Source organism: Pseudomonas sp. MPDS (genome assembly GCF_013283895.1).
Classification (GTDB): domain Bacteria; phylum Pseudomonadota; class Gammaproteobacteria; order Pseudomonadales; family Pseudomonadaceae; genus Aquipseudomonas; species Aquipseudomonas rhizophila.
Genome location: NZ_CP054128.1, coordinates 4,376,234 through 4,400,043, shown reverse-complemented (window position 1 = coordinate 4,400,043; position 23,810 = coordinate 4,376,234). Strand labels below are relative to the sequence as shown.

25 protein-coding genes are annotated in these 23,810 nt (G+C 60.5%); 11 read left to right on the top strand and 14 right to left on the bottom strand.

Annotated elements, in window-relative coordinates:
* Position 1 precedes the first annotated feature (1 nt).
* Positions 2-1,714: a cation:proton antiporter gene (locus HQ912_RS19275; RefSeq protein ID WP_173407168.1), complete on the bottom strand. Its 1,713-nt coding sequence runs from the start codon at positions 1,712-1,714 to the stop codon at positions 2-4.
* A 191-nt stretch (positions 1,715-1,905) separates the two neighbouring features.
* Between HQ912_RS19275 and HQ912_RS19270 the strand changes: the two genes are divergently transcribed.
* The 3 genes from HQ912_RS19270 (at position 1,906) to HQ912_RS19260 (ending at position 3,519) form a co-directional block, all read left to right on the top strand.
* Entirely contained in the window at positions 1,906-2,145 is a 240-nt protein-coding gene (locus HQ912_RS19270; protein WP_047226388.1) for a glutaredoxin family protein, read from the top strand.
* A gap of 92 nt (positions 2,146-2,237) precedes the next feature.
* Positions 2,238-2,558, top strand: coding sequence for a transcriptional regulator (locus HQ912_RS19265; RefSeq protein ID WP_047226389.1), 321 nt, complete (start codon positions 2,238-2,240; stop codon positions 2,556-2,558).
* A 70-nt stretch (positions 2,559-2,628) separates the two neighbouring features.
* Positions 2,629-3,519 carry a pseudouridine synthase gene (locus HQ912_RS19260; RefSeq protein ID WP_047226390.1) on the top strand — a complete coding sequence of 297 codons (891 nt, stop codon included), beginning with the start codon at positions 2,629-2,631 and terminating at the stop codon, positions 3,517-3,519.
* Between the two features lie 78 nt (positions 3,520-3,597).
* Here HQ912_RS19260 and HQ912_RS19255 read toward each other — a convergent pair whose 3' ends face one another.
* On the bottom strand, positions 3,598-3,819 hold the full coding sequence (locus tag HQ912_RS19255; RefSeq protein ID WP_047226391.1) for a YgdI/YgdR family lipoprotein: 222 nt from the start codon (positions 3,817-3,819) through the stop codon (positions 3,598-3,600).
* Between the two features lie 76 nt (positions 3,820-3,895).
* Positions 3,896-4,498: a molybdenum cofactor guanylyltransferase MobA gene (gene mobA, locus HQ912_RS19250; protein WP_047226392.1), complete on the bottom strand. Its 603-nt coding sequence runs from the start codon at positions 4,496-4,498 to the stop codon at positions 3,896-3,898.
* A gap of 78 nt (positions 4,499-4,576) precedes the next feature.
* On the opposite strand from mobA, the gene moaB reads away from it, so the two are divergent.
* Together moaB and glp are read left to right on the top strand one after the other, a co-directional pair.
* The gene (moaB, locus tag HQ912_RS19245; protein WP_047226393.1) at positions 4,577-5,116 is read left to right on the top strand and encodes a molybdenum cofactor biosynthesis protein B; all 540 of its coding nucleotides are present in this window, start codon (positions 4,577-4,579) and stop codon (positions 5,114-5,116) included.
* A gap of 22 nt (positions 5,117-5,138) precedes the next feature.
* On the top strand, positions 5,139-6,326 hold the full coding sequence (glp, locus tag HQ912_RS19240) for a gephyrin-like molybdotransferase Glp (RefSeq protein ID WP_173407556.1): 1,188 nt from the start codon (positions 5,139-5,141) through the stop codon (positions 6,324-6,326).
* Positions 6,327-6,387: 61 nt separating this feature from the next.
* Here the strand turns inward: glp and HQ912_RS27885 are convergent, their stop codons facing one another.
* A complete protein-coding gene (locus HQ912_RS27885) occupies positions 6,388-6,696 on the bottom strand; it encodes a hypothetical protein (RefSeq protein WP_225248412.1) in 309 nt (102 codons plus the stop codon).
* Positions 6,697-7,039: 343 nt separating this feature from the next.
* On the opposite strand from HQ912_RS27885, the gene yegS reads away from it, so the two are divergent.
* Positions 7,040-7,957, top strand: a complete 918-nt coding sequence (gene yegS / locus HQ912_RS19230) for a lipid kinase YegS (RefSeq protein WP_047226396.1) — start codon at positions 7,040-7,042, stop codon at positions 7,955-7,957.
* Here the strand turns inward: yegS and HQ912_RS19225 are convergent.
* The 3 genes from HQ912_RS19225 to HQ912_RS19215 all read right to left on the bottom strand — a co-directional run bounded on the left by HQ912_RS19225 (position 7,941) and on the right by HQ912_RS19215 (position 10,194).
* On the bottom strand, positions 7,941-8,600 hold the full coding sequence (locus HQ912_RS19225; RefSeq protein ID WP_047226397.1) for a response regulator: 660 nt from the start codon (positions 8,598-8,600) through the stop codon (positions 7,941-7,943). The two genes, yegS and HQ912_RS19225, sit on opposite strands and share 17 nt — an antisense overlap.
* Positions 8,597-9,490: a sensor histidine kinase gene (locus tag HQ912_RS19220; protein ID WP_107322180.1), complete on the bottom strand. Its 894-nt coding sequence runs from the start codon at positions 9,488-9,490 to the stop codon at positions 8,597-8,599. Before HQ912_RS19220 ends, HQ912_RS19225 begins: the two co-directional genes overlap by 4 nt.
* 233 nt (positions 9,491-9,723) lie before the next feature.
* The gene (locus tag HQ912_RS19215; protein ID WP_047226399.1) at positions 9,724-10,194 is read right to left on the bottom strand and encodes a hypothetical protein; all 471 of its coding nucleotides are present in this window, start codon (positions 10,192-10,194) and stop codon (positions 9,724-9,726) included.
* A gap of 480 nt (positions 10,195-10,674) precedes the next feature.
* Here HQ912_RS19215 and HQ912_RS19210 point away from each other — a divergent pair, with 480 nt between their 5' ends.
* Together HQ912_RS19210 and HQ912_RS19205 are read left to right on the top strand one after the other, a co-directional pair.
* On the top strand, positions 10,675-11,598 hold the full coding sequence (locus tag HQ912_RS19210; protein ID WP_076385689.1) for a chemotaxis protein CheV: 924 nt from the start codon (positions 10,675-10,677) through the stop codon (positions 11,596-11,598).
* A 71-nt stretch (positions 11,599-11,669) separates the two neighbouring features.
* Entirely contained in the window at positions 11,670-12,479 is an 810-nt protein-coding gene (locus HQ912_RS19205) for an MOSC domain-containing protein (protein ID WP_173407167.1), read from the top strand.
* A 126-nt stretch (positions 12,480-12,605) separates the two neighbouring features.
* Here the strand turns inward: HQ912_RS19205 and HQ912_RS19200 are convergent, their stop codons facing one another.
* From HQ912_RS19200 to HQ912_RS19175, 6 genes are all read right to left on the bottom strand, one after another.
* Positions 12,606-12,890 carry a pyrimidine/purine nucleoside phosphorylase gene (locus tag HQ912_RS19200; protein ID WP_173407166.1) on the bottom strand — a complete coding sequence of 95 codons (285 nt, stop codon included), beginning with the start codon at positions 12,888-12,890 and terminating at the stop codon, positions 12,606-12,608.
* Positions 12,891-12,985: 95 nt separating this feature from the next.
* Positions 12,986-13,528, bottom strand: coding sequence for an exonuclease domain-containing protein (locus tag HQ912_RS19195; protein ID WP_047226403.1), 543 nt, complete (start codon positions 13,526-13,528; stop codon positions 12,986-12,988).
* A gap of 62 nt (positions 13,529-13,590) precedes the next feature.
* Positions 13,591-15,561 (bottom strand): acetyl/propionyl/methylcrotonyl-CoA carboxylase subunit alpha, encoded by a 1,971-nt coding sequence (locus HQ912_RS19190; protein ID WP_107322181.1) that lies wholly within the window; start codon positions 15,559-15,561, stop codon positions 13,591-13,593.
* Positions 15,562-15,642: 81 nt separating this feature from the next.
* On the bottom strand, positions 15,643-16,800 hold the full coding sequence (gene atuD, locus HQ912_RS19185) for a citronellyl-CoA dehydrogenase (protein ID WP_107322182.1): 1,158 nt from the start codon (positions 16,798-16,800) through the stop codon (positions 15,643-15,645).
* 44 nt (positions 16,801-16,844) lie between these two features.
* On the bottom strand, positions 16,845-18,461 hold the full coding sequence (gene atuC / locus HQ912_RS19180; RefSeq protein ID WP_076385681.1) for a geranyl-CoA carboxylase subunit beta: 1,617 nt from the start codon (positions 18,459-18,461) through the stop codon (positions 16,845-16,847).
* Between the two features lie 43 nt (positions 18,462-18,504).
* Entirely contained in the window at positions 18,505-20,295 is a 1,791-nt protein-coding gene (locus tag HQ912_RS19175) for an acyclic terpene utilization AtuA family protein (RefSeq protein WP_173407165.1), read from the bottom strand.
* A 181-nt stretch (positions 20,296-20,476) separates the two neighbouring features.
* Here HQ912_RS19175 and HQ912_RS19170 point away from each other — a divergent pair, with 181 nt between their 5' ends.
* From HQ912_RS19170 to HQ912_RS19160, 3 genes are all read left to right on the top strand, one after another.
* Positions 20,477-21,100 (top strand): TetR/AcrR family transcriptional regulator, encoded by a 624-nt coding sequence (locus HQ912_RS19170; protein ID WP_139050753.1) that lies wholly within the window; start codon positions 20,477-20,479, stop codon positions 21,098-21,100.
* 106 nt (positions 21,101-21,206) lie between these two features.
* Positions 21,207-22,004 carry a substrate-binding periplasmic protein gene (locus HQ912_RS19165; RefSeq protein ID WP_260990044.1) on the top strand — a complete coding sequence of 266 codons (798 nt, stop codon included), beginning with the start codon at positions 21,207-21,209 and terminating at the stop codon, positions 22,002-22,004.
* A 70-nt stretch (positions 22,005-22,074) separates the two neighbouring features.
* Entirely contained in the window at positions 22,075-23,088 is a 1,014-nt protein-coding gene (locus tag HQ912_RS19160) for a GNAT family N-acetyltransferase (RefSeq protein WP_139050752.1), read from the top strand.
* Positions 23,089-23,224: 136 nt separating this feature from the next.
* Here HQ912_RS19160 and HQ912_RS19155 read toward each other — a convergent pair whose 3' ends face one another.
* Entirely contained in the window at positions 23,225-23,773 is a 549-nt protein-coding gene (locus HQ912_RS19155) for an RNA polymerase factor sigma-70 (protein ID WP_025212663.1), read from the bottom strand.
* Positions 23,774-23,810 lie beyond the last annotated feature (37 nt).

Genomic DNA, 23,810 nt, shown 5'->3' with positions numbered 1-23,810 from the left:
CCTAAGGCTCTTTGTCCTGATTCCCAGGATAAAAACCGTGTAGCAAGCGATAGCGGTCGTGGCGGACCTGATCCACATGCTGCTGGACCTGCTGGTTCGGCAGCCCGAGCATGATCAGGGCGTGGGAGGCCAGCATCAGGCTTGACTCCAGCAGCTCCGGGACCACTTCGCTGGCCCCGGCAGCCTGCAACTCCGCCAATTGGCTGTCATCGCGGGTACGCACCAGAATCGGCACCTGGGGATTGAGCCGGCGGGCTTCCTTGAGCACGCTGATGGCGATGTCGGTTTTGTCCACGGCGATCACCAGCAGCTTGGCGCGACTCAGTCCGACGGCGGCCAGCAGGTCGCCCCGGCGTGAATCTCCATAGTGCACGCAGCTTTCCCCGACGCTGGCTTCCTGAATGATGACTGGATCGTCGTCCAGGGCCACGAACGCCTGGCGTTCCCTGCGCAGAAACCTGCCGATTGACTGGCCGACGCGACCATACCCGCAAATGACCACATGACCCGACAAATCGGCATTGAGTGCGCTTATCTGGTCCAGTTGTGCCTCTTCGTTGGGTTTGCGGTGCAGGCGGGCTGCAATGTGCGGCGCGGCACGCAGCAGCAGTGGCGTCAGCAGCATCGAGCAGAAGGTCGCTGCCAGCAGCAGGCCGCTGATGTCGGCGGGCATGAGGCGGTTCTGCTGCATCAGTGCCATCAGGGCAAAACAGAATTCGCCGCCCTGGGCCAGGGCCAGGCCACTGCGCCAGGAGGTTTCGCCGTCGTCCCCTTGCCATTTCACCAGCACTGCGACCACGCAGCCTTTGATAAGCATCAATCCCAGGGTCAACCCGAGGATCAGCAAGCCGTCCTCCACAAACAACTGCAGATCGATCAGCATGCCGATGCTGACGAAAAACAGCCCCAGCAGAATGTCGCGGAACGGCCGTATGTCTGCCTCGATCTGATGTCGGTAATGGCTTTCCCCCAACAACATGCCTGCCAGAAACGCCCCAAGCGCCGGTGACAGACCCAGCAGATGGGTCAGCCACGCTGTCAGCAATACGATCACCAGGGCCAGCAGCACGAACAGCTCAGCGGACCGGGATTCGGCCACTTCATGGAACAGCCGCGGCAGCAGTAGACGACTGGCCAGCAGTAAACCGCCGAACAGCACCAGGGTCTTGCCCAGGGTCAGGGGCAACGCCCAGTACCATGGTTGCTCGCTGCTGCCGGCGAACACGGGAACGAGGGTCAACAGCAACACCGCGACGACATCCTGAAACAGCAGCACACCGATTGCGTTCTGGCCATGGCTGCTGAATATTTCCCCCAGGCTGGTCAGCTCCTTGCTGACAATAGCGGTGGAGGACAAGGCCAGCCCGGCGCCGAGCAGCATGGCCGCGACAGGTGGGGCGCCGAAGAGCAGCAGCAGACTGCCCAGCAGTATCCCTGAGCACAGCACCTGCAGGCTGCCAAGGCCGAACACGACCCTGCGCAGTTCGATCATCTTCGCCAGGGAGAACTCCAGCCCCAACGAGAACAACAGGAAAACCACCCCGAGCTCGGCCAGGTCTGGCAGTTCTTCGCTGTCGTTCACCCAGTCCAGGGCGGTGGGGCCGACCGCCAGACCGACACAGAGATAACCCAGTACCGGTGGCAGGCGCAGTCGCCTGAAGAGGGCGATGACCACCAGGGACGAGGCAAGAATGATCAGCAGATTGGCAAACAAGGGGTACTCCGTTTCAAGGTTTGCGCCACACAGCGTAGAAGGAAAATAAGCGCCGGGCATTGCCGGAAAAGTATTGGCGCTCAATGATTTGCACAGCGTTTTACCGAAGCACTGTCAGATTTTCTACCCGGCTCGACGGTTTTGCAGGGTGGGCCTAGAATGACCGTCTCTCTTTAGTGGGTCTACCTGCCATGCCTCCTGAATGCCAGTTGTTCGGCACCCTGGGTTGTCATCTTTGTGAAGTTGCCGAAGGTGTATTGATGTCTTTCGTCGAGCATGGATTGTTGGTGGAGCTGGTGGATATCGCCGAGAGCGAGGTTTTGTCCGAACGTTATGGGCTACGAATCCCGGTCCTGCGCCGGATCGATACGGGCGCGGAACTGGATTGGCCTTTTGACGATGCTGATCAGGTGGCCGCTTTCCTGAGTTGAAGCCTGCCATACGTCGCGTCCGGGCACTGCCATTGGCGAAAATCCCCTTCTTCGGTTACTGTATGCCCATACAGCTATCTGGAGTGCGTCCCTTGGTCAATGTCGAACAACTGAAAAACAGCGTGAACAGGATGTCCGTGGACGTTGTGCGCGAGGCGGTCCAGGAGTTGCGCCTGGACGGGCTGGTAACCGAAGGCAAGACGCCCTTCAACAAACTGCATTTCAACACCTGCTTCGCCGAGATCGAAGCATTGTTCCAGCGTGCCGGCTACCACAAGCAACTGGATGTGGTGGGTTACCAGGGCCTGTTGTATGCATTGTACGATCCGGGTCGCTGGGAGGCGGTGGAGGTGCTGCGCTGGCTGAAAGAGTTCACTGAAGCGGCAGCAAAGACGACGTCGATCCCGGCGTGAAGCAATCATTGCTGGGCTGACATGGGCGGCTGGCGGATAATGCCGCCCTGCCAAAAGATTAGAGTTTTCAATGTCCCGGTCATCATTTTGCGCCGCTCACCATCAGGCCAGTACCTTGTATCTTCCGCCCGGCTCCTGGCAGACGGTGCTGGAGTGCCTGTGCGAGCATTTCAGCACCATCAGTCGCGAGCAGTGGCTGGACCGCATCACCCGGGGGCGGGTATTGGACGGCGAGGGCAGGGCCATTGCTGCCGACCTGCCGTACCGGGAAGGCCTGCGCATCCACTACTTTCGTGAGGTGCCTGACGAGAAGCCGATCCCGGTCGTGGAATCGATTCTGTATGCCGACGAACATCTGGTGGTAGCAGACAAGCCGCATTTTCTGCCTGTCACTCCAGCGGGCGAGTATGTCGAGCAGACCCTGTTGCGACGTCTGATCCGACGTTTGGACAATCCCCATCTGGTGCCCTTGCACCGTATCGACCGGCATACGGCGGGGCTGGTGCTGTTTTCAGCCAACCCGCAGACCCGTTCGGCTTATCAGTCGCTGTTTCCAACGCGCAAAATCGAGAAACGCTACCAGGCCATAGCCCCTGCGCTACCTCAGATGACCTTTCCTCGGGTGCATAAGAGCCGAATGATCGATGGCGAGCCGTTCTTCCGGATGCAGGAAGGGCCGGGCGAGCCCAATACCGAAACGGCCATCGAAGTCCTGGAAAAGAACGGCGAGTTGTGGCGCTACGGTCTGTCTCCGGTCACGGGCAAGAAGCACCAGTTGCGAGTGCATATGAATGCCCTCGGGGCGGCTATCTGTAACGATCCGTTCTACCCGGACGTGCTGCGGGACGTGGAGGACGATTACGCCAACCCGCTCAAGCTGCTGGCCCAGGGGTTGAGTTTTATCGATCCTGTCACCGGCCAGGAACGTGTTTTTCAAAGCGATATCAGCTTGCAGTGGTAATCGGGCTGACTTTCGAACAGGCATCAAAAAGCCCGCAAGTATCGCGGGCTTTTCTGTAGCTGGGTGTGGCGTTGAAGGTTACAGGTCTTTAACGGTACGAACCTGATCCTTGTTCACGCGAGTCTCTTTACCGTCCAGTTGCTCGAATTCGTAGAAGCCGGTGTCTTCGTCGTACTCGGGGGTGTCGACGGCCTGGATTTCGCGACCGTCATTCAAGGTAATCACTGTTGGCGATGCGCACCCGGCGAGAGTGGCGAGGCCCAGTGCGAGCATGAAAGTGGCGAGGGTCCGTTGAGTCATGGTGTTTCTCCGAAATAGGATTCTTCAAGTTACTGACCTTCAGACGTATACAGCGCGCGCAAGTTCCTGGCTAGTGTCAATCTGACACACCTTTGTGGCCGCTGAGCAGTTCAGGCGTGTTCAGATTTGCCAAGCGAATATCGTTGGCAGGGCATTGCAGTGCAGTCGCATGCAACGCCCGCATGATGCGGCCCGGGCTGCGTTCGCCTTCGCTCCAGGCCTGTTCGAAAGCCGGGGCCAGCGCCACAGGAATGACGCACAGCAACGGTTCCCAATGTTCACCATGACGTACCATCAGCGGCTTGTCGGGATGCTGGCTCGCCTCGCTGAGCATGCTGTCGAGCAGGCTGGAGTCGATCTGCGGTACATCACACGGCAGCACCAGCAGAGAAGGGTATCGTGCCACCTTGAGGCCCGCCCGGATGCCTGCCAACGGACCGGGGAAGCCCCCTTCATCGTCATGCACCAATTGATCGGCATACAGCGCATAGCGTTCCGGATTGCGGTTGCAGGAGATAATCAGGTCGTCGCTCAGTGCGCGCGTCTGTCGATGCAGATGGGCGATCAACGGTTCGCCCTGCCACTGCAACAGGCCCTTGTCCTGCCCGCCCATGCGTTGTCCGCGCCCCCCCGCCAGCAGCAGGATGGAGCATGATGGCGGGGAAGTATTCGAGGTCATGGTGTGTCTCCGCACGGGCGAAAAAATGAAGCGCTGTGATATAACACCGGGCTGTTTCCTCTACAACTGGACGAGCCTATGAAAGCCAAGGCTGATGTACCTTTCGTGCCGCTCAATATCGCGGTGCTGACAGTCAGTGATACCCGCACCCTTGAAACCGATACGTCGGGGCAGGTCTTTGTCGATCGGCTCACGGCGGCCGGTCACAACCTGGCGGCGCGGGTTCTGCTCAAAGATGATTTGTACAAGATCCGCGCGCAAGTCGCGAACTGGATCGCCGAGGACGTGGTGCAAGTGGTGCTGATTACTGGCGGCACCGGTTTCACGGGGCGCGACAGCACTCCGGAAGCCGTCGCGTGCCTGCTGGACAAACAGGTCGACGGCTTCGGTGAACTGTTTCGCCAAATATCGGTGGCGGACATCGGCACTTCCACCGTCCAGTCTCGGGCGCTGGCAGGTCTGGCCAATGGCACGCTGGTTTGTTGCCTGCCTGGCTCAACCAACGCGGTGCGTACTGGCTGGGACGGGATACTGGCCGAGCAACTGGATGCGCGGCATCGTCCGTGTAACTTCGTGGCCCATCTGAAACAGGCAGCGCCTTGTGAATCCCGTGGGTAAACCGGGCAAGGCCGGTGCCTTGATGGCCGTGGAGGTGGCGTTGGAGCGTTTGCTTGAGATGGCGGCGGCTACGCCGATTGTCCAGCGTGAACGTTTGCCTTTAGCCGCGGCGCAAGGCCGGGTGCTTGCAGAAGATCTGGTATCGACCCTTGATTTGCCGCCATGGCCCAACAGCGCCATGGACGGCTACGCGTTGCGGCTGGCTGACTGCACAGGTGAGCCGCTGGTGGTCAGTCAGCGAATTTTCGCCGGCCAGGCCCCGGAGCCGCTGGCTGCAGGAACCTGTGCACGGATCTTCACCGGAGCGCCTGTCCCTGCCGGCGCTGACTGCGTCGAGATGCAGGAAAACGCCGTGGTTGAAGATGACCTGCGCATACGCTTTACCGAGCCGATGGTGAGCGGGCAAAACATCCGCCCGCAGGGGCAGGAGGCAACGGTCGGAGAAACGGTTCTTTCCTGCGGTACTCGCCTGGGGCCGATTGAGCTGGGGCTGGCGGCGTCTCTTGGCTGCGCGTCGCTGGAGGTGGTGCGCAAGGTGCGTGTTGCAGTGCTCTCCACCGGTGACGAACTGGTAGAGCCAGGTCAGGCGCTGGGCCCTGGCCAGATCTATAACAGCAATCGCGTACTGCTCTGTGGCTGGTTGCAGCAGCTGGGTTGTGAGGTGGTCGACGCAGGTATTCTGCCCGACGACTTGCCCGCCACCCGCCAGCGTCTGGGGCAGTTGTCGGATGTCGATCTGATCCTGTCCACTGGCGGCGTATCGGTGGGGGAGGCTGACTTCCTGGGGACCGCCTTGCGCGAAGAGGGTGAACTCGCGCTCTGGAAGCTTGCCATCAAGCCTGGGAAACCGCTGACGTTCGGGCATTTTCGTGGTGTGCCTGTGATCGGCCTGCCCGGAAACCCTGCCTCGACCTTGGTGACGTTCGCATTGTTAGCCCGGCCTTACTTGTTACGCCGCCAGGGTGTTCAGGCGGTAACGCCGCTCAAGTTCAAGGTACCGGCTGGCTTCGACTGGCCGAAGGCAGGCGGTCGACGAGAATACTTGCGAGGTCGCCTCGAGAACGGTCGGGCGATCATCTACCGCAATCAAAGCTCCGGTGTGCTGCGCAGCGCGGCCTGGGCTGAAGGACTGGTTGAGGTGCTTGAGGGGCGAACCCTGGTCGAAGGCGACGAAGTGGGTTTTATTCCCTTGAGCGAGGTCCTGGGCTAGCGCTGCGGCACTGGGGTATCCGGCCCGAGTCGAGTGCTCGGGCTTTTCATGCCCATCGGCTTTATCGCGAGAGCAGCATGACCAGTTGATCGAATCGACTGTTCGCAATCCAGCCCAGCAGGCCAAAGACCACCGCTGCTGCGCCTGCTGAATAGGCGAGCCTGTGGCGGATGACCTTCACATCGGTTCGGATTTCATCCATGTCTTTACGGATGTATTTAAGGTGAGTTTCCAGTTCAACGACGCGCGGTTCCAAATCAATTCCTCCTGCGGGATTACTGCAACTTTTGCATTCGTTTTGAACGTTGGCCTGTTCGCTTCCAAATGATGCGAGCTGCCGGGGCGACAGCTTGTATTTATGGCTATGCATGGGGCGTTTCATCCCCTTGGCCATAACTGTTCGAACCACTGTTCCGGCCCCTGCGGGCCGTGATGTATCCATCCATGGGTTAAGACATCCTTGTGTAATGAGCATTTAAACGATCCAGCACAACAGAGCACCAAAGTGTCTCAATACCGTTGACGGGTCAATTGAGCTGATTCGCCAGTTCTTGTAAGAAAATTCTTCGAGTCGAGAAGTGGGCGGCGGGGGCTGTCCGCCGGTTTTCCCCATGGGCGCGCGGCGCAGTCTTTTATTTAATTTGAATCGGTCCGGGCTTTTTCGGCCGTGTGAGTGGTCCCATTCTCTGAACCTTCCCATGACGGAGATAACAATGAGCAAAGGCAAGGCGCTGTTGATTTTGCATGGCAAGCAAGCGCTCAACGATGAGGTTCGCGCCGCAGTGATGCTCAAGCGCAAGCAGGGCTGGGACCTTGCGGTCCGAGTGACGTGGGAGGCCGGCGATGCCCGACGCTGTGTCGATGAGGCGCTGGATGCCGGTTACACGACGCTGATCGCCGGCGGTGGGGACGGGACCTTGCGTGATATCGCCGAGGCGATCGTGCGTAAATCGAGTGAGGTCAGCCTGGTATTGCTGCCGCTGGGTACGGCCAATGACTTTGCCCGTGCCGCCGGTATCCCGCTGGAGCCGGAGCAGGCCCTGGATCTGCTGGATGTGACGCCCCAGGCCATCGATTTGGGCGAAGTGGGCGGTCAGATCTTCCTGAATATGGCCACGGGCGGTTTTGGCAGCCAAGTGACGGCGAACACCTCCGAGGACTTGAAAAAGGTCTTGGGTGGCGCCGCCTATTTGTTCACCGGTTTATCACGTTTCAGTGAACTGAGTGCGGCCTACGGTGAGCTGCAGGGCCCGGATTTCCACTGGCAGGGCGATTTGCTGGCGCTGGGCATCGGCAATGGCCGGCAGGCCGGAGGGGGGCATGTACTGTGCCCTGAGGCGCTGGTCGATGATGGATTGCTGGACATCAGTGTCCTGCCGGCGCCTCAGGAAGTGGTCAGCACCCTGAAGGATTTGCTGGCCGGTGGCCTGGGGATCGACAACATGTTCGTGCGCGCACGCCTGCCATGGGTGGAAATCAAGGTCGCTCAAGGCCTGGATATCAATCTTGATGGCGAACCGTTGCAGGTCGACAGTTTGCGTTTCACTGTGCAGGCCAAAGCGCTGCGTGTTCACCTGCCCGCCGATTCGCCTTTGCTGAGTACCTCGGTGGCGCTTAATCGTCCAGGCTGATGATCTGCTCGCGCACGGCGAACAGCACCAGTCCGGCCACATCATGGATCTGCAGGCGTTTCATGATTTGCGCCCGGTGGGTTTCTATGGTCTTGATGCTCAAGCTCAGGCCGTTGGCGATTTCCCGGGTGGACTTGCCACGCACGATCAGCCGCAGGATCTCCAACTGGCGGGCGGTCAGATTATGAGCTTGGCCAGGATCGGGTTGCGGTTTCTGGGTACGGGTCAGTGCCTGGTTGATCACGGTGTGGGCAATGGCAGGGCTCAGGTAGCGTTCGTTGTTGCGCAGCGCTTCCAGCGCGTGTTCCAGCTCGGTGGCGGTGGTGTCCTTGAGCAGATAGCCATGGGCTCCGGATTCCAGCGCCTGCATGATTAACGCCGGATCGGTGTGCATCGACAGAATCAGCACTTTGCTCTGGGGACGCACGCGCTTGAGCTGTTGCAGCGCGTCCAGGCCGCAGGTGTCTTTCATGGAGATATCCAGCAAGACGATATCTGGAACCAGCCGTTCAACCAGTTCCAGCAATTGCGTCCCGTCACTGGCTTCGCCGATCACGGCATATCCGGGCAGATCCATAACCAGGGCGCGCACACCGGCCCTGATCAGCGAGTGGTCATCTATCAGAAGCAAATTACAAATCAATGGAGAACCTTATTCTTGCTGGCCCGTTCCAGGGCGCGAGGTGTCCAGGGAAAGCTTGCCTCAATATGGGTGCCTTTGCCGGCCTCGCTGATGACCTTCAAGGTGCCGCCCAGTTGTTCAACCCGCTCCGACATGCCGGCCATGCCGCGTTGTCCTTCATGAGCGGGGTGGGAGGCCGGGACGAATCCCTTGCCATCGTCACTGATCAACAGGGTCAGGCCTTCGGGCAAGCGTTGCAGGCGCACCAGCAGGTTTTTCGCCTGGGCATGGCGCAAAATATTGGTCACGGCTTCCTGGGTGATTCGAAACGCGGCGACCGTCATTTCCTCAGGGATGCCGGTCATGCGTTGCTGGCAGTCCAGGCTCCATTTCAGCGGCGTATTAGCCAGCGTCTTGAGCAGGTGCGCGCGCAGGCTGGCTTCAAGTCCCAGGCTGGTCAGTTGTCTTGGGTTGAGAATGGCTGATACGTCGCGAACCTTGTTGAGCGTTTCGTCCAGCGTCTCGCAGAGGATCGTGCACTGGCCGTGCAGTTCTTCCGGAATACGGCGCTTGAGCCATTCGCTTTGCAGTTTGGCCGCGGTCAGCAACTGGCCGATATCGTCGTGCAATTCACGGCTGAGCCTGTGACGCTCGTTTTCCTGGACCTCAAGCAACCGATCGGCCAATTCCTGGGGCTGGAACTTGATGGATTTGTGTGACAGGCGATGCTGGATCCAGACACAGGTCATGGCTGCGCTATTGAGCGCCAGCAAACTCAACGGGACGGTCGAGGCGAACAGATAGGCCAGCAGGCTGCCAAGGGTCGAGCAGACGCACAACAACAACGTGAAACGGCGGGCATTTTCTCGGGAGGGTGGCCAGGTGATGATTGACTTGAGGCTGGCGTACATGACGGATGGAGCCAATGAATGTTCGCTGCGGGCAGGCCGGTCAGCGTATCTGACAGGCCGGGACGGATAAACGTTTCAGGTCGAAGATGGCCTTAGTTGGCGGCTTAATGCCACTATCTTGAAGCCTCTGACGCGGGAGATAGTACCACTTCATATTTCGTTGGTCGCGTTCAGCATGGTGGCGTGAAAGTGCCAAGTGTCAGCCGCATCGGGTCGAACCGCACTCATCGGCCTCAGGCCTGCTTTTGTGAGTAGGGCACCAAACCCAGGGGGCGCGAAGCAGGCAATGTCTGGCCAGGACTCTGGCCTACCTGGAAGGCAAAGGCTTCGATCAACGAGGTCTGTTCGCTGCTGTCCAGGCTGAGCTGGCCGGTGGTGTGATCGACCAGTTCCAGTTGCCAGGCCATCAGGGTGAAGCAATCCTTCAGCGCGCCCAGCGCCTGCTCATGCAATTCAACGTGACTCTGCGCGTTGCTGAGCAAGCCATGGATATGCAGCGAAAATTCTGAAATGGCTTCCAGCGCCAGGGCGTCGGCCTTGTTTGCCAGCTTCAGCAAGGTGCTGAGCATGCAATCAATGGCGTCCCTGTCGTCGTTGATCAGCTGCAGATGGGTCAGGCATTCCTCTGACTTGGCCAAAAGCGTTTCGGCCTCGATCAGAAATTCGGGAAGGCGCTGATTCCAGTTTTTACGATCGTTCGGCATGCTTATCTCCACAACATCATGTCAGACGCAAGAAAATCGCGTGTGGCGAACGGCTGGACTTCTCGGCCGGCAACTAACGAAGACCCGCAGGCACTCTTTCGCCCGTAGACAAAGGCATGCGCGCAAACGATTGCACTGGCGGGATCGGCCAAATGGCTGGAAGTCCGGTGTCCTGCGGTCGCGCACAAAAGCCTGACTCCGTTCAGCAATGAGAATGGCGTCACATTAATGGCTATTGGATAGCGGGAATATCAGGTTGGACCTGATTGTCCCTAGGGGAAACCCCTAGGCGGGGGAACTTTGTGCGCAAACTGAGGTCGCGCAGCGGCAGAGCTGGGGGATGAAATCCGTGAAGCAAGTAAAGCATGATGCTAATGTGACATCAATGCCCTGCGCGAGATTTTATACAGGGGTCAAGATCCCGTCTGCACGGCCGATATCTCCTTCATGGATTCATCCGAACAAGCCTAGGAGTCATAGATGGCCGGCATTCTCGACACAGTAGATCAACGAACCCAACTGGTGGGTGAGAATCGCCTGGAAATTCTCATGTTTCGCCTGGCAGGGCGGCAGTTGTTCGCCATTAACGTGTTCAAGGTCCAGGAAGTACTGCAGTTGCCGAAGCTGACGTTGATGCCGCAGCGCCATCCGTTTGTGTGCGGTGTAGTCAATCTGAGGGGCCAGACATTGCCGGTGATCGACCTGTCCCAGGCCATCGGTATGCGTCCGCTGGTGCCGGGAGCTAACAGCACCATTATCGTCACTGAATACAACCGTTCGGTTCAGGCGTTCCTGGTGGGCGGCGTGGACCGCATCGTCAATATGAACTGGGAAGCCATCTTGCCGCCCCCGACCAGCGCTGGGCGTGAGCACTACCTGACGGCGATCAGCAAGGTTGACGATCAGTTGGTGGAAATCATCGACGTGGAAAAGGTCCTGGCCGAAATCGTGCCTTATAACGCCAAGGTTTCCCGGGACAAGCTCGAAGATCCGGTACTGGAGCGCGCCCGTGGACGCGAAGTGCTGCTGGTGGACGACTCCAATGTCGCGCTCTCTCAACTGCGCGATACGCTGGGTCAGTTGGGTGTGAAGATGCACGTTGCCAGCGACGGTTTGAAAGCCCTGAACATGCTCAAGGCCTGGGCCGATACTGGCGAAGTGATGACCGACAAATTACTGATGATTTTCACCGACGCGGAAATGCCGGAAATGGACGGCTATCGCCTGACTACCGAGATCCGCAACGACCCACGTTTGCGCGGGCTCTACGTGGTGCTGCACACCTCGCTGTCCGGCAGCTTCAACGATTCGATGGTCAAGAAGGTCGGCTGCGACAACTTCCTCTCCAAGTTCCAGCCGGACAAGCTGGTTGATGTGGTACGCCAGCGACTGATGCTCGACTGAGGCTGATCATGGTTTGCTTCAATGGCCGGCTCGTATAAGGTGGCGTTTTTTCGTCACCGGGGAAGTCGACCATGTTGCGGCTGAGCGCGCTGTATCGTTATCCGTTGAAGTCCGGCAAGGGCCAGCTCCTGCAAGGCATAGGCCTGGACAAGCTGGGCCTGGACGGTGACCGGCGCTGGATGCTGGTGGACGAGGGCACCGGGCGCTTCCTGACCCAGCGGGCGGTGACCCAGATGAGCCAGCTCTCGGCATTGTGGAATGAGGCCGGCGGTCTGACGCTCAGTGCGCCAGGTTTTGCCACTCTGGATGTGCCCCTGCCATCGGCTGACGAAGAGCAACGGCGCGGTGTGATCATCTGGCGCGACACCTTGCGCGTACCGGATGCCGGTGACGAGGCGGCGGCCTGGGTCAGCGAGTTCATCGGCAAGCCCACCCGGCTGGTTCACGTTCCGGTGGAACTGGCGCGCACCACCGCCGCCGGTTACGGCAAGGATGACGACAAGGTGGCGTTCGCGGACGGTTTCCCCTTGCTGCTGATCGGCCAGGCCTCTTTGCAGGACGTGTCCGATCGGGTCGGCCGCCCTTTGGAGATGCTGCGCTTTCGTCCCAACCTGGTTATCGAGGGCAGTGAGGCATTTGCCGAGGATGGCTGGAAGCGCATTCGTATCGGCGATGTGGAGTTCCGGCTGGTCAAGCCCTGCTCACGCTGCATCATGACCACGGTCGACCCGCAAACCGGCGAACGCGACCCTGACCGCGAACCCTTCGCCACGCTGCAGCAGTATCGTTCGACACCGGACGGTGCGATGTTCGGCCAGAACCTGGTCAATGACAGCAATGGTTGGCTTGAAGTGGGTATGCCGGTTGAAGTGCTCGAATAAACACCGCTTTTGAAAAAACAATGCCCGTGTCCACTGGACACGGGCATTTTTCATTACCCGATACCAAGCCGGGGCTTTTGTGGCGAGGGGATTTAGCGAAGCGTCGCACCGCCCCTCGCTACAGGCTTAGCCGCGGTATTCACACAGGTAGGCGGTGTCGACGGCGACCTTGAGCTGGAACTTGCTATTGGCCGGTACATTGAACTGGCTGCCGGCCTCGAAGGTTTCCCAGTCGGTGCTGTCGGGCAGTTTCACGGTCAGGGCGCCGGAGACGACATGCATGATTTCCCGCTGGGCCGTGCCGAATTCGTATTCGCCCGCAGCCATGACGCCGATGGTCGCAGGGCCTTCGGCAGTGCCGAAAGCGATCGACTTGACGGTGCCTTCGAAGTACTCGTTGACTTTAAACATGGGCGATTCCTCGAAAAAAGGGGCTGGAAAAGGCCGGCCAGTATGCACAAGGCTTCAACGTTCGTCATCTGCCGCGCCGCAGTCTTGGCTCGCGTTCAGCCTGGGAGTACCAAGGGTAATAACCGCGCCGTATTGCGCGCATCTTCCAGGGCCCGGTGTTGTTGACCGCAGAATTGCAGGCCGGCCAGTTGCAGCGCCCCGTTGAGCCCCAGGGGGCGCTCCAGCCGGCGGGCTTTGGCGAAGCGCTGCTTGAGGTTCATGTGCGGCACTTGGCCGAGAAAGCTGTGCAACCGCTGATGCTGCCATTCCTGAAGCAATTGCTTGCGGTCGTAATCGCCCCAACTGACCCAGCTCTCCAGGTTCGCGTGGTACTGCGCCAGCCAGCGTTCGAACGCCGGCCAGACCTCGGTCAAAGGCGCGGCGCTGTCGATATTGGCCTGGGTGATGTGGGTCAGCTCGCGACAGAAAGGTGTGAGCAACGGGCGCCTCAACGGCTTTACGAACCGCTGGAAGTGGTCCAGCTCGCGGCCATCCCGATTCACCAGCGTGGCGCCGATTTCGATAATTTCCATTTCGGTTACCGGCCAGCCACCTTCATCGGTGGTGGCCTCCAAATCAATCACCAGCCAGTGAGGCATCGCAAGGTTCCCGGTATCGGCGTGCTGATGGGTTTGAGCGTAGTCAAACCCTGCGCATCCGCCTAGTGCGCTGTTTCAACCTGCAATAATAACTGGCGGTTTTTCACCTGATCGCCTGGCTTGACGTGTAAGGTCCTGACCACTCCATCAATACCTGCCTTGAGTGGGTGCTCCATTTTCATCGCTTCGAGCACCATCAGTAGCTGTCCCTGGCGTACTGCCGTCCCTTCGCTGACCAGTACTTCGACGATAGCGCCGTCCATTGGCGCGTTGAGGGAGCCATCGCTGACGCTGGCCCTGGCGGCGACGGGGGCCTGGGTCCGATCCTGTAAATGCAGGCCGCCTGGGCGAGTGAACAGCCACAGGTCATTACCATCGAGGTGCCAGGCCTGGCGTTGGCGAATGCCGTCGATCATCAGCGTCGCGCCGCACTGATCAGCTTCGAGCAACTTCAACTCGATCACACGCTCGGCTATCCGGATATGCAGCGTGCCGCCGGTTGCGGCGGTCAGGGTCAGGGGCCAGTCGCGCTCGCCCAGGCCAATGCGATAGCGCCGCACCGCGCCGCTATTGTTGCTCCATCCTCCCAGGCCGGGCGCATGACGTGCATGCATGGCCTGATAGAACAAGGCTGCGGCGATGGCGAGCTGCTCAGCCGAGGGGGCGGGGGCCTGCAAGGCAGGATGATCGGCGAAGTGTTGGTGGATGAAATCGGTGCCGAAATCTCCATCAATGAATTGTGGATGAGCCAGCAACCCCGCCAGCAAGCGTTGATTGGCCTGTACACCCAGGAGCACGCAGTCCTCCACGGCTCGCAGCAATTTGCGTCGGGCCTCTTCACGGGTAGCGCCGTGGGCGATGACTTTGCCCAGCATCGGGTCGTAGAACGGGCTGATGGTCTGGCCTTCAAGCAAACCATGGTCGATTCGTACACCGTCGCGGATAGGGGGTTCCCAACTGAGTAAATGGCCGGTTTGCGGCAGAAAGTTCGCAGCCGGGTCTTCGGCATACAACCGCACCTCCATGGCGTGACCACTGAACTGGACCTGGTCCTGGCGCAGGGGCAGTGGCAGGCCGGCGGCCACATCCAGTTGCCAGGCCACCAGGTCCAGTCCGGTGATCAGCTCGGTGACCGGATGTTCGACCTGCAAGCGCGTGTTCATCTCCAGAAAGTAAAAACCGCCGTCCGGGGCGAGCAAAAACTCCACGGTCCCGGCACCCACATAATTGACCGCGCGGCCAGCCTTGAGCGCGGCGTCACCCATGGCCTGGCGCAGATCGGCGGTCATGACCGGGCAGGGCGCTTCTTCAATGATTTTCTGGTGGCGTCGCTGGATCGAGCAGTCCCTTTCGCCCAAATGGAGCAGATTGCCGTGATGGTCCCCGAAAATCTGGATTTCCACATGCCGTGGATTGATCAGAGCCTGTTCGAGGATCAACTCATCGTTGCCAAAACCATGCAACGCCTCGGAGCGCGCGGTGCGTAACTGTTCCAAAAGGTCTTCAGCCCGCCAAACCAGGCGCATGCCTCGGCCACCACCGCCGGCGCTGGCCTTGATCATCAACGGATAGCCGATGCGTTCGGCTTCACGGCACAAGGTGTCGTCGTCCTGATCGGTGCCTTCGTAACCGGCGATGCACGGTACGCCGGCGGCGATCATGGCGATTTTCGAGCGACGTTTGCTGCCCATCAGGTCGATGGCGTCGGGGCTGGGGCCAATGAACACGATACCGGCCTCTGCGCAGGCCTTGGCGAATCCGGCGTTTTCCGAGAGAAAACCGTAGCCAGGGTGGATGGCGTCGGCGCCAGTACGCCGGGCCGCATCGAGAATGGCCGGCTGATTGAGGTAGGACTGCGGCACCGGTGCTGCACCGATGAGTACCGCTTCATCGGCCATGCGCACGTGCAGCGCGTCGGCGTCGGCCTCGCTGAACACCGCCACGGTGCGATAGCCCAGGGCCTGGGCGGTACGCTGGATCCGGCAGGCGATTTCACCGCGGTTGGCGATGAGGATCTTGCTGAAGGCGGGCATGGTGGTCATTCCTGGGTTTTTCGGTGGCAGTCAGGGCCTCATCGCGAGCAGGCTCGCTCCCACAATGGAGAGTGAACACAGTCATTTTTTCTTGCCCGGTAAAATGCCCATGAGTTTGCAGATGATGCCCAGCATGATCTCGTCCGCACCGGCGCCGATGGACACCAGTCGCACGTCGCGATACGCCCGCGCCACCGGGTTGTCCCACATGAAACCCATGCCGCCCCAGTATTGCAGGCAACTGTCGGTGACTTCCCGGGCCAGGCGCCCGGCCTTGAGCTTGGCCATGGACGCCAGCCGCGTCACATCCTGGCCGTTGATGTACTGCTCGGTGGCCTGGTAGACCAGCGCCCGCAGGCATTCGATCTCGCTGGCCAGTTCCGCCAGGCGAAAGTGGATCACCTGGTTGTCGATCAGGGCGGTGCCGAAGGTCTTGCGCTCCTTGCAGTACTCGATGGTGCTGTCGATGCAGTGCTCCAGCCCCTTGAGCATGTTCGCCGCGCCGAACAGGCGTTCCTCCTGGAACTGCAACATCTGCATCATGAACCCGGCGCCCTCCTGGCCAACGCGATTGCGTTGCGGCACCCGTACGTCGTCAAAGAACACCTGGGCGGTTTCCGAACTGCGCATGCCGAGTTTGTCCAGGTGCCCGCCGAGGCTGATACCCGGGCTGTTCATCGGCACCATGATCAGTGATTTGTTGATGTGGGGCTTGTCGTCCGAAGTGTTGGCCAGCAGGCACATGAAATCGGCACTCGGTGAATTGGTGATCCACATCTTGCTGCCGTTGATGACGTAGTCATCGCCATCCTTGCGGGCCGTGGTCTTGAGCCCGGCGACATCAGAGCCGGCGCCGACTTCCGAGACGCCGATGCAACCGACCTGCTCACCGCTGATGGCCGGGCGCAAGAATGCTTCACGCAGCTCATCGGAGCCGAAACGCGCCAGGGCCGGGGTGCACATGTCGGTCTGCACGCCGATGGACATCGGCACGCCGCCACAATGAATGGTGCCGAACTCCTCGGCGGCGACGATCGAATAGCTGTAGTCCAGGCCCATGCCGCCGAACTGCTCCGGCTTGGATATACCCAGCAACCCCAGTTCACCGGCCTTGCGGAAAACCTCGTGGATGGGAAACCGTCCAGCCTTCTCCCATTCGTCGACATAGGGGTTTATCTGCTGGTCGACAAACTGGCGAACGGTGCGCCGCAGAGCTGCGTGTTCCTGGGTGAAGATCATTTTATTGTTCTCCTGTGAGCAGCGATCAAAAGTCCTTCACACGTTCAGAAACGGGCCACACCGAAACTGTTGGGTTGCAGCGGGCGAAGCTCAGCCGCGTGGCAGATGTCCAGCAGGTAGCCTAGCAACGTGCGGGTGTCGCGCGGGTCGATGAGCCCGTCATCCCACAGGTTGGCGCTGCCGTATAGCGCAGTGGACTGGCTGTCGAGTGTCTGCGCGGTGGTGTGTTCGAGCAGGTCCAGCATCTTCGGGTCGGGGGTGAGGCCATTCTTGATCTGCGTCGCCTGCGTGACGATGCGCAAAACCTTGCCGGCCTGGGCTCCACCCATCACCGCCGTGTGGCTGTTGGGCCAGGCGAAGATGAAGCGTGGGTCCAGCCCTCGGCCGCACATGGCGTAGTTGCCGGCGCCGTAGGAGCCGCCCACCACAACCGTCAGCTTCGGCACTCGGGCGTTGGCCACGGCCTGGATCATCTTCGCCCCATGCTTGATCACCCCTTGTTGTTCCGACTCGGTGCCGACCATGAAGCCGGTGGTGTTGTGCAGGAACAGCAGCGGTATGCGGCTCTGGTCGCACAGCTGGATGAACTGCGCGGCCTTGCTCGCGCCCTTGGGCGTGATCGGGCCGTTGTTGCCGATCAGGCCACAGGCATGACCACGAATGCGCAGGTGGCCACAAATCGTCTGTTGATCGAACTCGCTTTTGAATTCCAGGAAGTCCGAACCATCGGCGATGCGGGCGACGATTTCCCGCACGTCATAGGGCTTTTTCGGGTCGTCGGGGATCAACCCCAGCAACTCATCGGCCGGGTAGAGTGGCTCTTTCCAGGTGCGTTCAGGCGGTGTCGGCCGTTGCTCGTTCCAGGGCAACAGGCTGACGATCTCCCGGGCCAGGCGTATGCCATCGGCGTCATTCTCGGCCAGGTATTCAGCGGTGCCGGCCACCTGCGCATGCATTTGCGCACCGCCCAGTTCTTCTTCCGTGGCGACTTCGCCAGTGGCGGCCTTGAGCAACGGAGGGCCGGCCAGAAACAGCCGTGCTTTGTCGCGCACCACTACTACGTAATCCGAGAGCCCCGGCTGGTAGGCCCCGCCCGCCGTGGCCGAACCATGCACCACAGTAATCTGCGGCAAGCCCATGGCGGACATCCGCGCCTGATTGGCGAAGCTGCGTGCTCCTTCGACAAAAATCTGCGCGGCATAATTGAGGTTGGCGCCGCCGCTTTCGGCCAGGGTGATGACCGGCAGTTTGTTCTCCATGGCGATCTGTTGCAGACGCAGGGTCTTGTTCAAGCCGCTGGGGGAGATGGTCCCGCCCTTGATCGCGCTGTTGTTCGCCACCACCAAGACCTGAACGCCGGAGACGTAGCCGATCCCCGCGATCAAACCACCACCGGCCTGGCTGCCGTCCTTGTCGTCATGGAGTTTGTAGCCGGCCAGGCTCGCCAGTTCCAGGAACGGCGCGCCGGGGTCCAGCAGCAGGTTCAGACGCTCGCGTGGCAGCAGTTGGCCGCGTTGCTCGAACCTGGCCTGGGCCTGGGCGGCTTTCTCCAGCACCGCCTGTTCGATCTGACGCAGGTGTGCGACGCCAGCCAACATGGCCGCGTGGTTGCGGGCGAAGTCGGCGCTGTGTGGGTCAAGGTGCGATTCGATGACTGGCATGGGTGTTCCTTGTGCTCGAACCGAACGCCATGGCGATCGTCCTTTAATTGACCTGATCGGCGATGCTCTGTGGCACCGGTATCTGGATCTCCAGCAACTGCTGAGCGAACGCCTTGCCCTGCGGGTCGATGCGCAGGCTGGCGACACCACCGCCGCCAAGGGCATTTTCCAGCACGAAGTTCAGGCTGTGGGTGCCCGGCAGATACCAGCGCTCGACGCGCCCCAGCAGTGGGTCGAGCACGTGGCTCATCCAGTCAACCAACACTTGGGGCGTCAGCGCCTCGGCGATCCACGGCAAGTATTCGGGGGCGCGGGCGAGCACACCGATGTTGCTGTGGTTGCCCTTGTCGCCGGAGCGCGCCACCGCCAGTTTGACCAACGGCACGCTGGCATCAGCCCGGCCCTGGGGTTTGGGCGGGTCGGGAGCGACCGGCAAGTCGCGGGTTTGCAGCGCTTCAACGGCGGGCAGCAGGCAAGGATGACTCTGCCCGTCGAGTTCAATGTCGAGCCGGCAAGCGGATTTGTCGATCAGGAACGAGAACAGGCGAATCAACGGATACACCGTCGGGCGACCGCCCATCAGGCCGGTCAGCCCCGGCACCATGCCGGTGGCGGCCTGGGCGATTTCCCTGGAAAACAGCACCAGCGGCTGTTTGTCGGGGTGGCGCACCGCCAGTTTGATCACCACTTCACGGCTGTCCTGGCGCCTGCCGTGCTGGCCGTAAGTGGCTTCGCTGCCCAGAAGCTCGATGTTCACCTCGCTGTAGGGCGCCCAGCCGCGCGAACTGAACAGCTGCGAAGTCCTGGCGATGATCGCCTGGCTGACCCGTTCGGCCTTGGCCACCGCATCGATGCCGGCGATCAGGCACAGGGCGGTGCAGCGAAAACCGTCGGCCCAGGTGGCGCAGACCTTGTATTGATCGGTGGGCGGCAAGCCCTTGGCGCCTTGGACGCGCACCGCGTGTTTGCCTTGCTGGATCAACCTGACCTGGCTGAAGTCGCAGATCACGTCCGGCAAGAGGTAGCCTTGGGGATCGCCGATTTCATAGAGCAGTTGTTCCCCGACCGTCAGCGGCGTGACCAGCCCGCCGGTGCCTTCGGCCTTGGTGACGATGAATTGGCCGTCGGCGCTGACTTCAACGATGGGAAAACCGATGTGCTCGTAATCCGGTACTTCCCGCCAGTCGGTGAAATTACCGCCCGTGCATTGAGCCCCGCACTCAATGAGGTGTCCGGCCAATGCGGCCTGGGCCAGTTTGTCGTAGTCGTGCCAGGCCCAGCCAAACTCATGCACCAGGGCCGCGCTGACCACGGCGCTGTCCACCACTCGGCCAGTGATCACGATGTCGGCTCCCAGACGCAAGGCCTCGACAATGCCGGGGGCACCCAGGTAAGCGTTGGTGGACACGCACACCGCCGGCAGGGGCGCGCCGCTGAACATCTCGACAATGCCCTGGCTGGCGAGCTGTTCGAATCGTGGTTGCAGGTCGTCTCCCAGCAGCACCGCGATCTTCAAGGGCACGCCGGCCTTGTCGCAGGCCGCTTGCAGAGCGGCGGCGCAGGCCTGGGGGTTGACCCCGCCGGCATTGCTGATGACGCGGATCTTGCGTTCATGCAAACGAGCAAGCAGCGGTGTGAGCACTTCGATGAAGTCCGTGGCATAGCCGCCCCGAGGGTCTTTCATGCGCGCCCCGGCCATGATCGACATCGTGACCTCGGCCAGGTAATCGAACACCAGGTAGTCCAGTTCGGCGCCTTCGACCAGTTGCGCCGCAGCGGTACAGGTGTCGCCCCAGAAGGCGCTGGCACAACCGATACGTATCGTTTTTGGCATGGTGCTCCCTCCGGCCGACGTCGCTCGAGACTACCAAGCAAGCGCTTGGTTTGTAAACGACCGCCGGTTCTTCGATCCAAGCGCTTGCTTGGGTGCCCCGGCCAGCTTAAATTGCCCGCGCCACCTCGTCGGTTCCGCAAGCGTGGCCCGACGTTGATCGATCGACTGTAGGAGAGAATGGGTGGATGAGCAAAAAGCCCTGAACGTGATGCGTGAGCTGGTCGATAACGGGCAACTGACCGATCCTGACAGCGCTCGCGGCAAACTGCTCCAGACCGCCGCCCACCTGTTTCGCAACAAAGGGTTCGAGCGCACCACGGTGCGCGACCTGGCGAGCGCGGTGGGCATCCAGTCGGGCAGCATCTTTCATCACTTCAAAAGCAAGGACGAGATCCTGCGGGCGGTGATGGAAGAGACCATTCGCTACAACACGGCGTTGATGCGCGCGGCGCTGGCCGAGGCCGATAGTGTGCGCGAGCGGGTCCTGGCGCTGATTCGCTGCGAGTTGCAATCGATCATGGGCGGCAGCGGCGAGGCGATGGCGGTCCTGGTCTACGAATGGCGTTCGTTGTCTGAGCAAGGTCAAAGACAGGTGCTGGCTTTGCGTGATATTTATGAGGCCCTGTGGCTTGAGGTTCTTGGGCAGGCCAAGGACGCGGGGTATATTCGGGGCGACGTGTTCATCACCCGTCGTTTCCTGACCGGCGCCCTGTCCTGGACCACCACCTGGTTTCGCGCCGAGGGCAGCATGAGTCTTGATGAGTTGGCCGAGCAGGCCTTGATTCTGGTGCTTGAAGAAAAATAAAAAGAGGCAGCAATGCCGCTGAGTGGTCGCCCTGCGTGCCCTGCGTGATGCATTGAGATGCCTGGTTGGATTCACTGATGATTAATTTTCTGGGGAGTGAGCTGTCTTGACGTTTTCAACGAAGGGGATAGCCTCGCGCGTCTTGCTGGCTGCGTTTATTGCAGTGTTCGCGTTGCCGGCCACGGCGGCGCAACTGGTCCGGATTGGCGCAGCGCATTTTCCGCCCTACACGATACGCCCCGAAACTGGCGCGGATACCGGTTTGCTGCCGCAGTTGGTAGAAGCCTTGAACAAGGCCCAAAGCGACTATCAATTCGTGCTGGTTCCGACGTCGATTCCGCGCCGTTTCAATGATTTCAAGCAGGGCCGGGTCGACATGGCCATTTTCGAGAACCCGGACTGGGGCTGGAAGGATGTGCCTCATACTGCGGTAGACATGGGCCTGGAAGATGCGGAAATCTTCGTTGCCCAGCGTCAACCGGATCGTCAGCAAGACTATTTCTCTGATCTGAGGGGCAAGCGCCTGGCGCTCTTCAGCGGCTACCACTACGCCTTTGCCGAATTCAACGCCGACCCCAAGTTCCTGACCGGCCAATACAACGCCACGCTGACGTATTCCCATGACAGCAACCTGCTGATGGTCTTGCGCGGGCGTGCGGACATTGCGCTGGTCACCCGTTCGTACCTCATCGACTACGTGCTGCGCAATCCTGACGTCGACCCTCAATTGCTGATATCCGAACGTATCGATCAGATTTACCACCATTACGCGCTGATCCGCCCCCAGGCGCCGATCTCTGGCGAAGCGTTCGAGCGACTGCTGCAAAAGCTGCGGGACGACGGGCAGATGCTGGCGATTTTCAAGCCCTACCAGATACAGCTGGTGCCAGCGCACGATCATTGAACGGGGCACTAAATTTCCCTGCCTGGCTCACGTCACACGTTGACTACCGACGACTACGTGAGCCCCGCCCATGTCCAATCTCAAGCACCCGACGACGCTGCCTTTACCCGGCGGTCGCCGTCTCGGCGCCGATGAAACCGAACGCCACCTGAGCCTGATGCTTGAGGGCGCGCCGCTGATCCGGCTGCGCCTGGAGCGTGGAACCGAGCTGCATGTGCATTTGCAGGAAATCAACGATCGGCCCGTAGGCCCGGCGCTTTGGGCGGCCTGCTATTGGCTGTTCGCCCGCGATCCTGAATGCCGGCGCCTGACTTGGCATCTGCCCGAGCGCCCCGGTGAAGCCTTGCTCAGCGGACTGCTGACGCCCGGCGAGTGTGCCGACGAATACATCTGTGAGCGCACGATGTTCTGGCAACTGCCGCAACCCTGGCTGGGGGAGTCGTTCAACGGCAGCTATCCGCAACAGATGATTATCACCGATGGCAAGCGTCATCCGCGCCGGCCCATGAAGCCGCGAGGCGAGGTGTATCGGCGCTTCGATGCGCGCCTGGGAGCCTGGGTGTCCTTGCGCACCCTGGAAATCGAACAGGACCTGACGCGCTTCAACCGCTGGCAGAACAGTCCTCGGGTGGCGAGTTTCTGGCAGGAGGAGGGCAGCCTGGAACAACATCGCGAGTATCTGAGCACACTGCAGCGCGATCCCCGGGTGCTGACCTTGATCGGTTGTTTCGACGACCAGCCTTTCGCCTACTTCGAAGCCTATTGGGCCAAGGAGGATCGGATCGCGCCGTTCTATGACGTGCACAATTATGATCGCGGCATTCACATGTTGGTGGGCGAGGAGCAACACCGCGGCCCGCACAAGGTGGCGAGCTGGCTGTCGGCGCTGGTGCATTACCTGTTTCTCGACGACCCGCGCACCGAGCGGGTGGTGGCCGAACCTCGAGCCGACAACGCCCGGATGATCGGTCATCTGCACAACCAGTGTTTCCACTGTGAAAAGGAATTCGATTTCCCCCACAAGCGCGCGGCGCTGATGATTCTGGGGCGTGAGCGGTTTTTTGATCGGTGTGGGTTGAGGTGAGGTTGTAAGCCCCTAGGGCTCCATCGCGAGCAGGCTCGCTCCCACAGGGATTGCGCACAGCACAGACTTTGTGAGTGCGCAGATCCATTGTGGGAGCGAGCCTGCTCGCGATAAGGCCCGAAAAATCAGTGCAAAATCACCGCCGGGCAAAGGTATCCCCACGCACTCCCGACACCTTGCGGCAATGCACCAGGGCGTCGCGGATCATGAAGTTCACCAGGGTCGGTGAGACCCCCAGCTCCTTGGCGATATCCTTCTGTGGCACGCCGTGCAGGCGGTACATCTCGAAGGCATAGCGGGTGCGGCTGGGCAGTTCGGTGAGCGCGTCGGCGATGTGCTCCAGCGTCGAGAAATTGATGTGTGACGTTTCTGGCGAAGCCCCCTGGATCACCACATTCAACCCTTCCTCTTCCGGCCCCGAGTATTTCTGTTCCAGCGCCTGCTTGCGGTAATGGTCGATCGCCAGGTTGCGCACGATCTGAAACAGGTAACTGAGCTGAGCCTTGAAGGACGAGGTGATCTGGGGCGCCGATTGCAGCCGGAAAAACGCATCCTGCACCACGTCTTCTGCCCGGGACCGGCAACCGGTGATTCGTGCTGCGATCTTGACCAGGATCATCCGGTTATCCACGAATGCCTGAAGTAACGGTGAGTCGCACCTGCTTGTGGATACTTGTTCCGTCATGGAATTCACCTTGTTGCAAAAAGTTAGCAGGACGAGG

Coding starts and splice junctions, on each gene's coding strand:
- HQ912_RS19270 (WP_047226388.1), top strand. CDS start 1,906: ATGCCTCCTGAATGCCAGTTGTTCGGCACCCTGGGTTGTCATCTTTGT.
- HQ912_RS19260 (WP_047226390.1), top strand. CDS start 2,629: ATGTCCCGGTCATCATTTTGCGCCGCTCACCATCAGGCCAGTACCTTG.
- HQ912_RS19255 (WP_047226391.1), bottom strand. CDS start 3,819: ATGACTCAACGGACCCTCGCCACTTTCATGCTCGCACTGGGCCTCGCC.
- mobA (WP_047226392.1), bottom strand. CDS start 4,498: ATGACCTCGAATACTTCCCCGCCATCATGCTCCATCCTGCTGCTGGCG.
- moaB (WP_047226393.1), top strand. CDS start 4,577: ATGAAAGCCAAGGCTGATGTACCTTTCGTGCCGCTCAATATCGCGGTG.
- glp (WP_173407556.1), top strand. CDS start 5,139: ATGGCCGTGGAGGTGGCGTTGGAGCGTTTGCTTGAGATGGCGGCGGCT.
- HQ912_RS27885 (WP_225248412.1), bottom strand. CDS start 6,696: ATGCATAGCCATAAATACAAGCTGTCGCCCCGGCAGCTCGCATCATTT.
- yegS (WP_047226396.1), top strand. CDS start 7,040: ATGAGCAAAGGCAAGGCGCTGTTGATTTTGCATGGCAAGCAAGCGCTC.
- HQ912_RS19220 (WP_107322180.1), bottom strand. CDS start 9,490: ATGTACGCCAGCCTCAAGTCAATCATCACCTGGCCACCCTCCCGAGAA.
- HQ912_RS19215 (WP_047226399.1), bottom strand. CDS start 10,194: ATGCCGAACGATCGTAAAAACTGGAATCAGCGCCTTCCCGAATTTCTG.
- HQ912_RS19210 (WP_076385689.1), top strand. CDS start 10,675: ATGGCCGGCATTCTCGACACAGTAGATCAACGAACCCAACTGGTGGGT.
- HQ912_RS19205 (WP_173407167.1), top strand. CDS start 11,670: ATGTTGCGGCTGAGCGCGCTGTATCGTTATCCGTTGAAGTCCGGCAAG.
- HQ912_RS19200 (WP_173407166.1), bottom strand. CDS start 12,890: ATGTTTAAAGTCAACGAGTACTTCGAAGGCACCGTCAAGTCGATCGCT.
- HQ912_RS19195 (WP_047226403.1), bottom strand. CDS start 13,528: ATGCCTCACTGGCTGGTGATTGATTTGGAGGCCACCACCGATGAAGGT.
- HQ912_RS19190 (WP_107322181.1), bottom strand. CDS start 15,561: ATGCCCGCCTTCAGCAAGATCCTCATCGCCAACCGCGGTGAAATCGCC.
- atuD (WP_107322182.1), bottom strand. CDS start 16,800: ATGATCTTCACCCAGGAACACGCAGCTCTGCGGCGCACCGTTCGCCAG.
- atuC (WP_076385681.1), bottom strand. CDS start 18,461: ATGCCAGTCATCGAATCGCACCTTGACCCACACAGCGCCGACTTCGCC.
- HQ912_RS19175 (WP_173407165.1), bottom strand. CDS start 20,295: ATGCCAAAAACGATACGTATCGGTTGTGCCAGCGCCTTCTGGGGCGAC.
- HQ912_RS19160 (WP_139050752.1), top strand. CDS start 22,075: ATGTCCAATCTCAAGCACCCGACGACGCTGCCTTTACCCGGCGGTCGC.
- HQ912_RS19155 (WP_025212663.1), bottom strand. CDS start 23,773: ATGACGGAACAAGTATCCACAAGCAGGTGCGACTCACCGTTACTTCAG.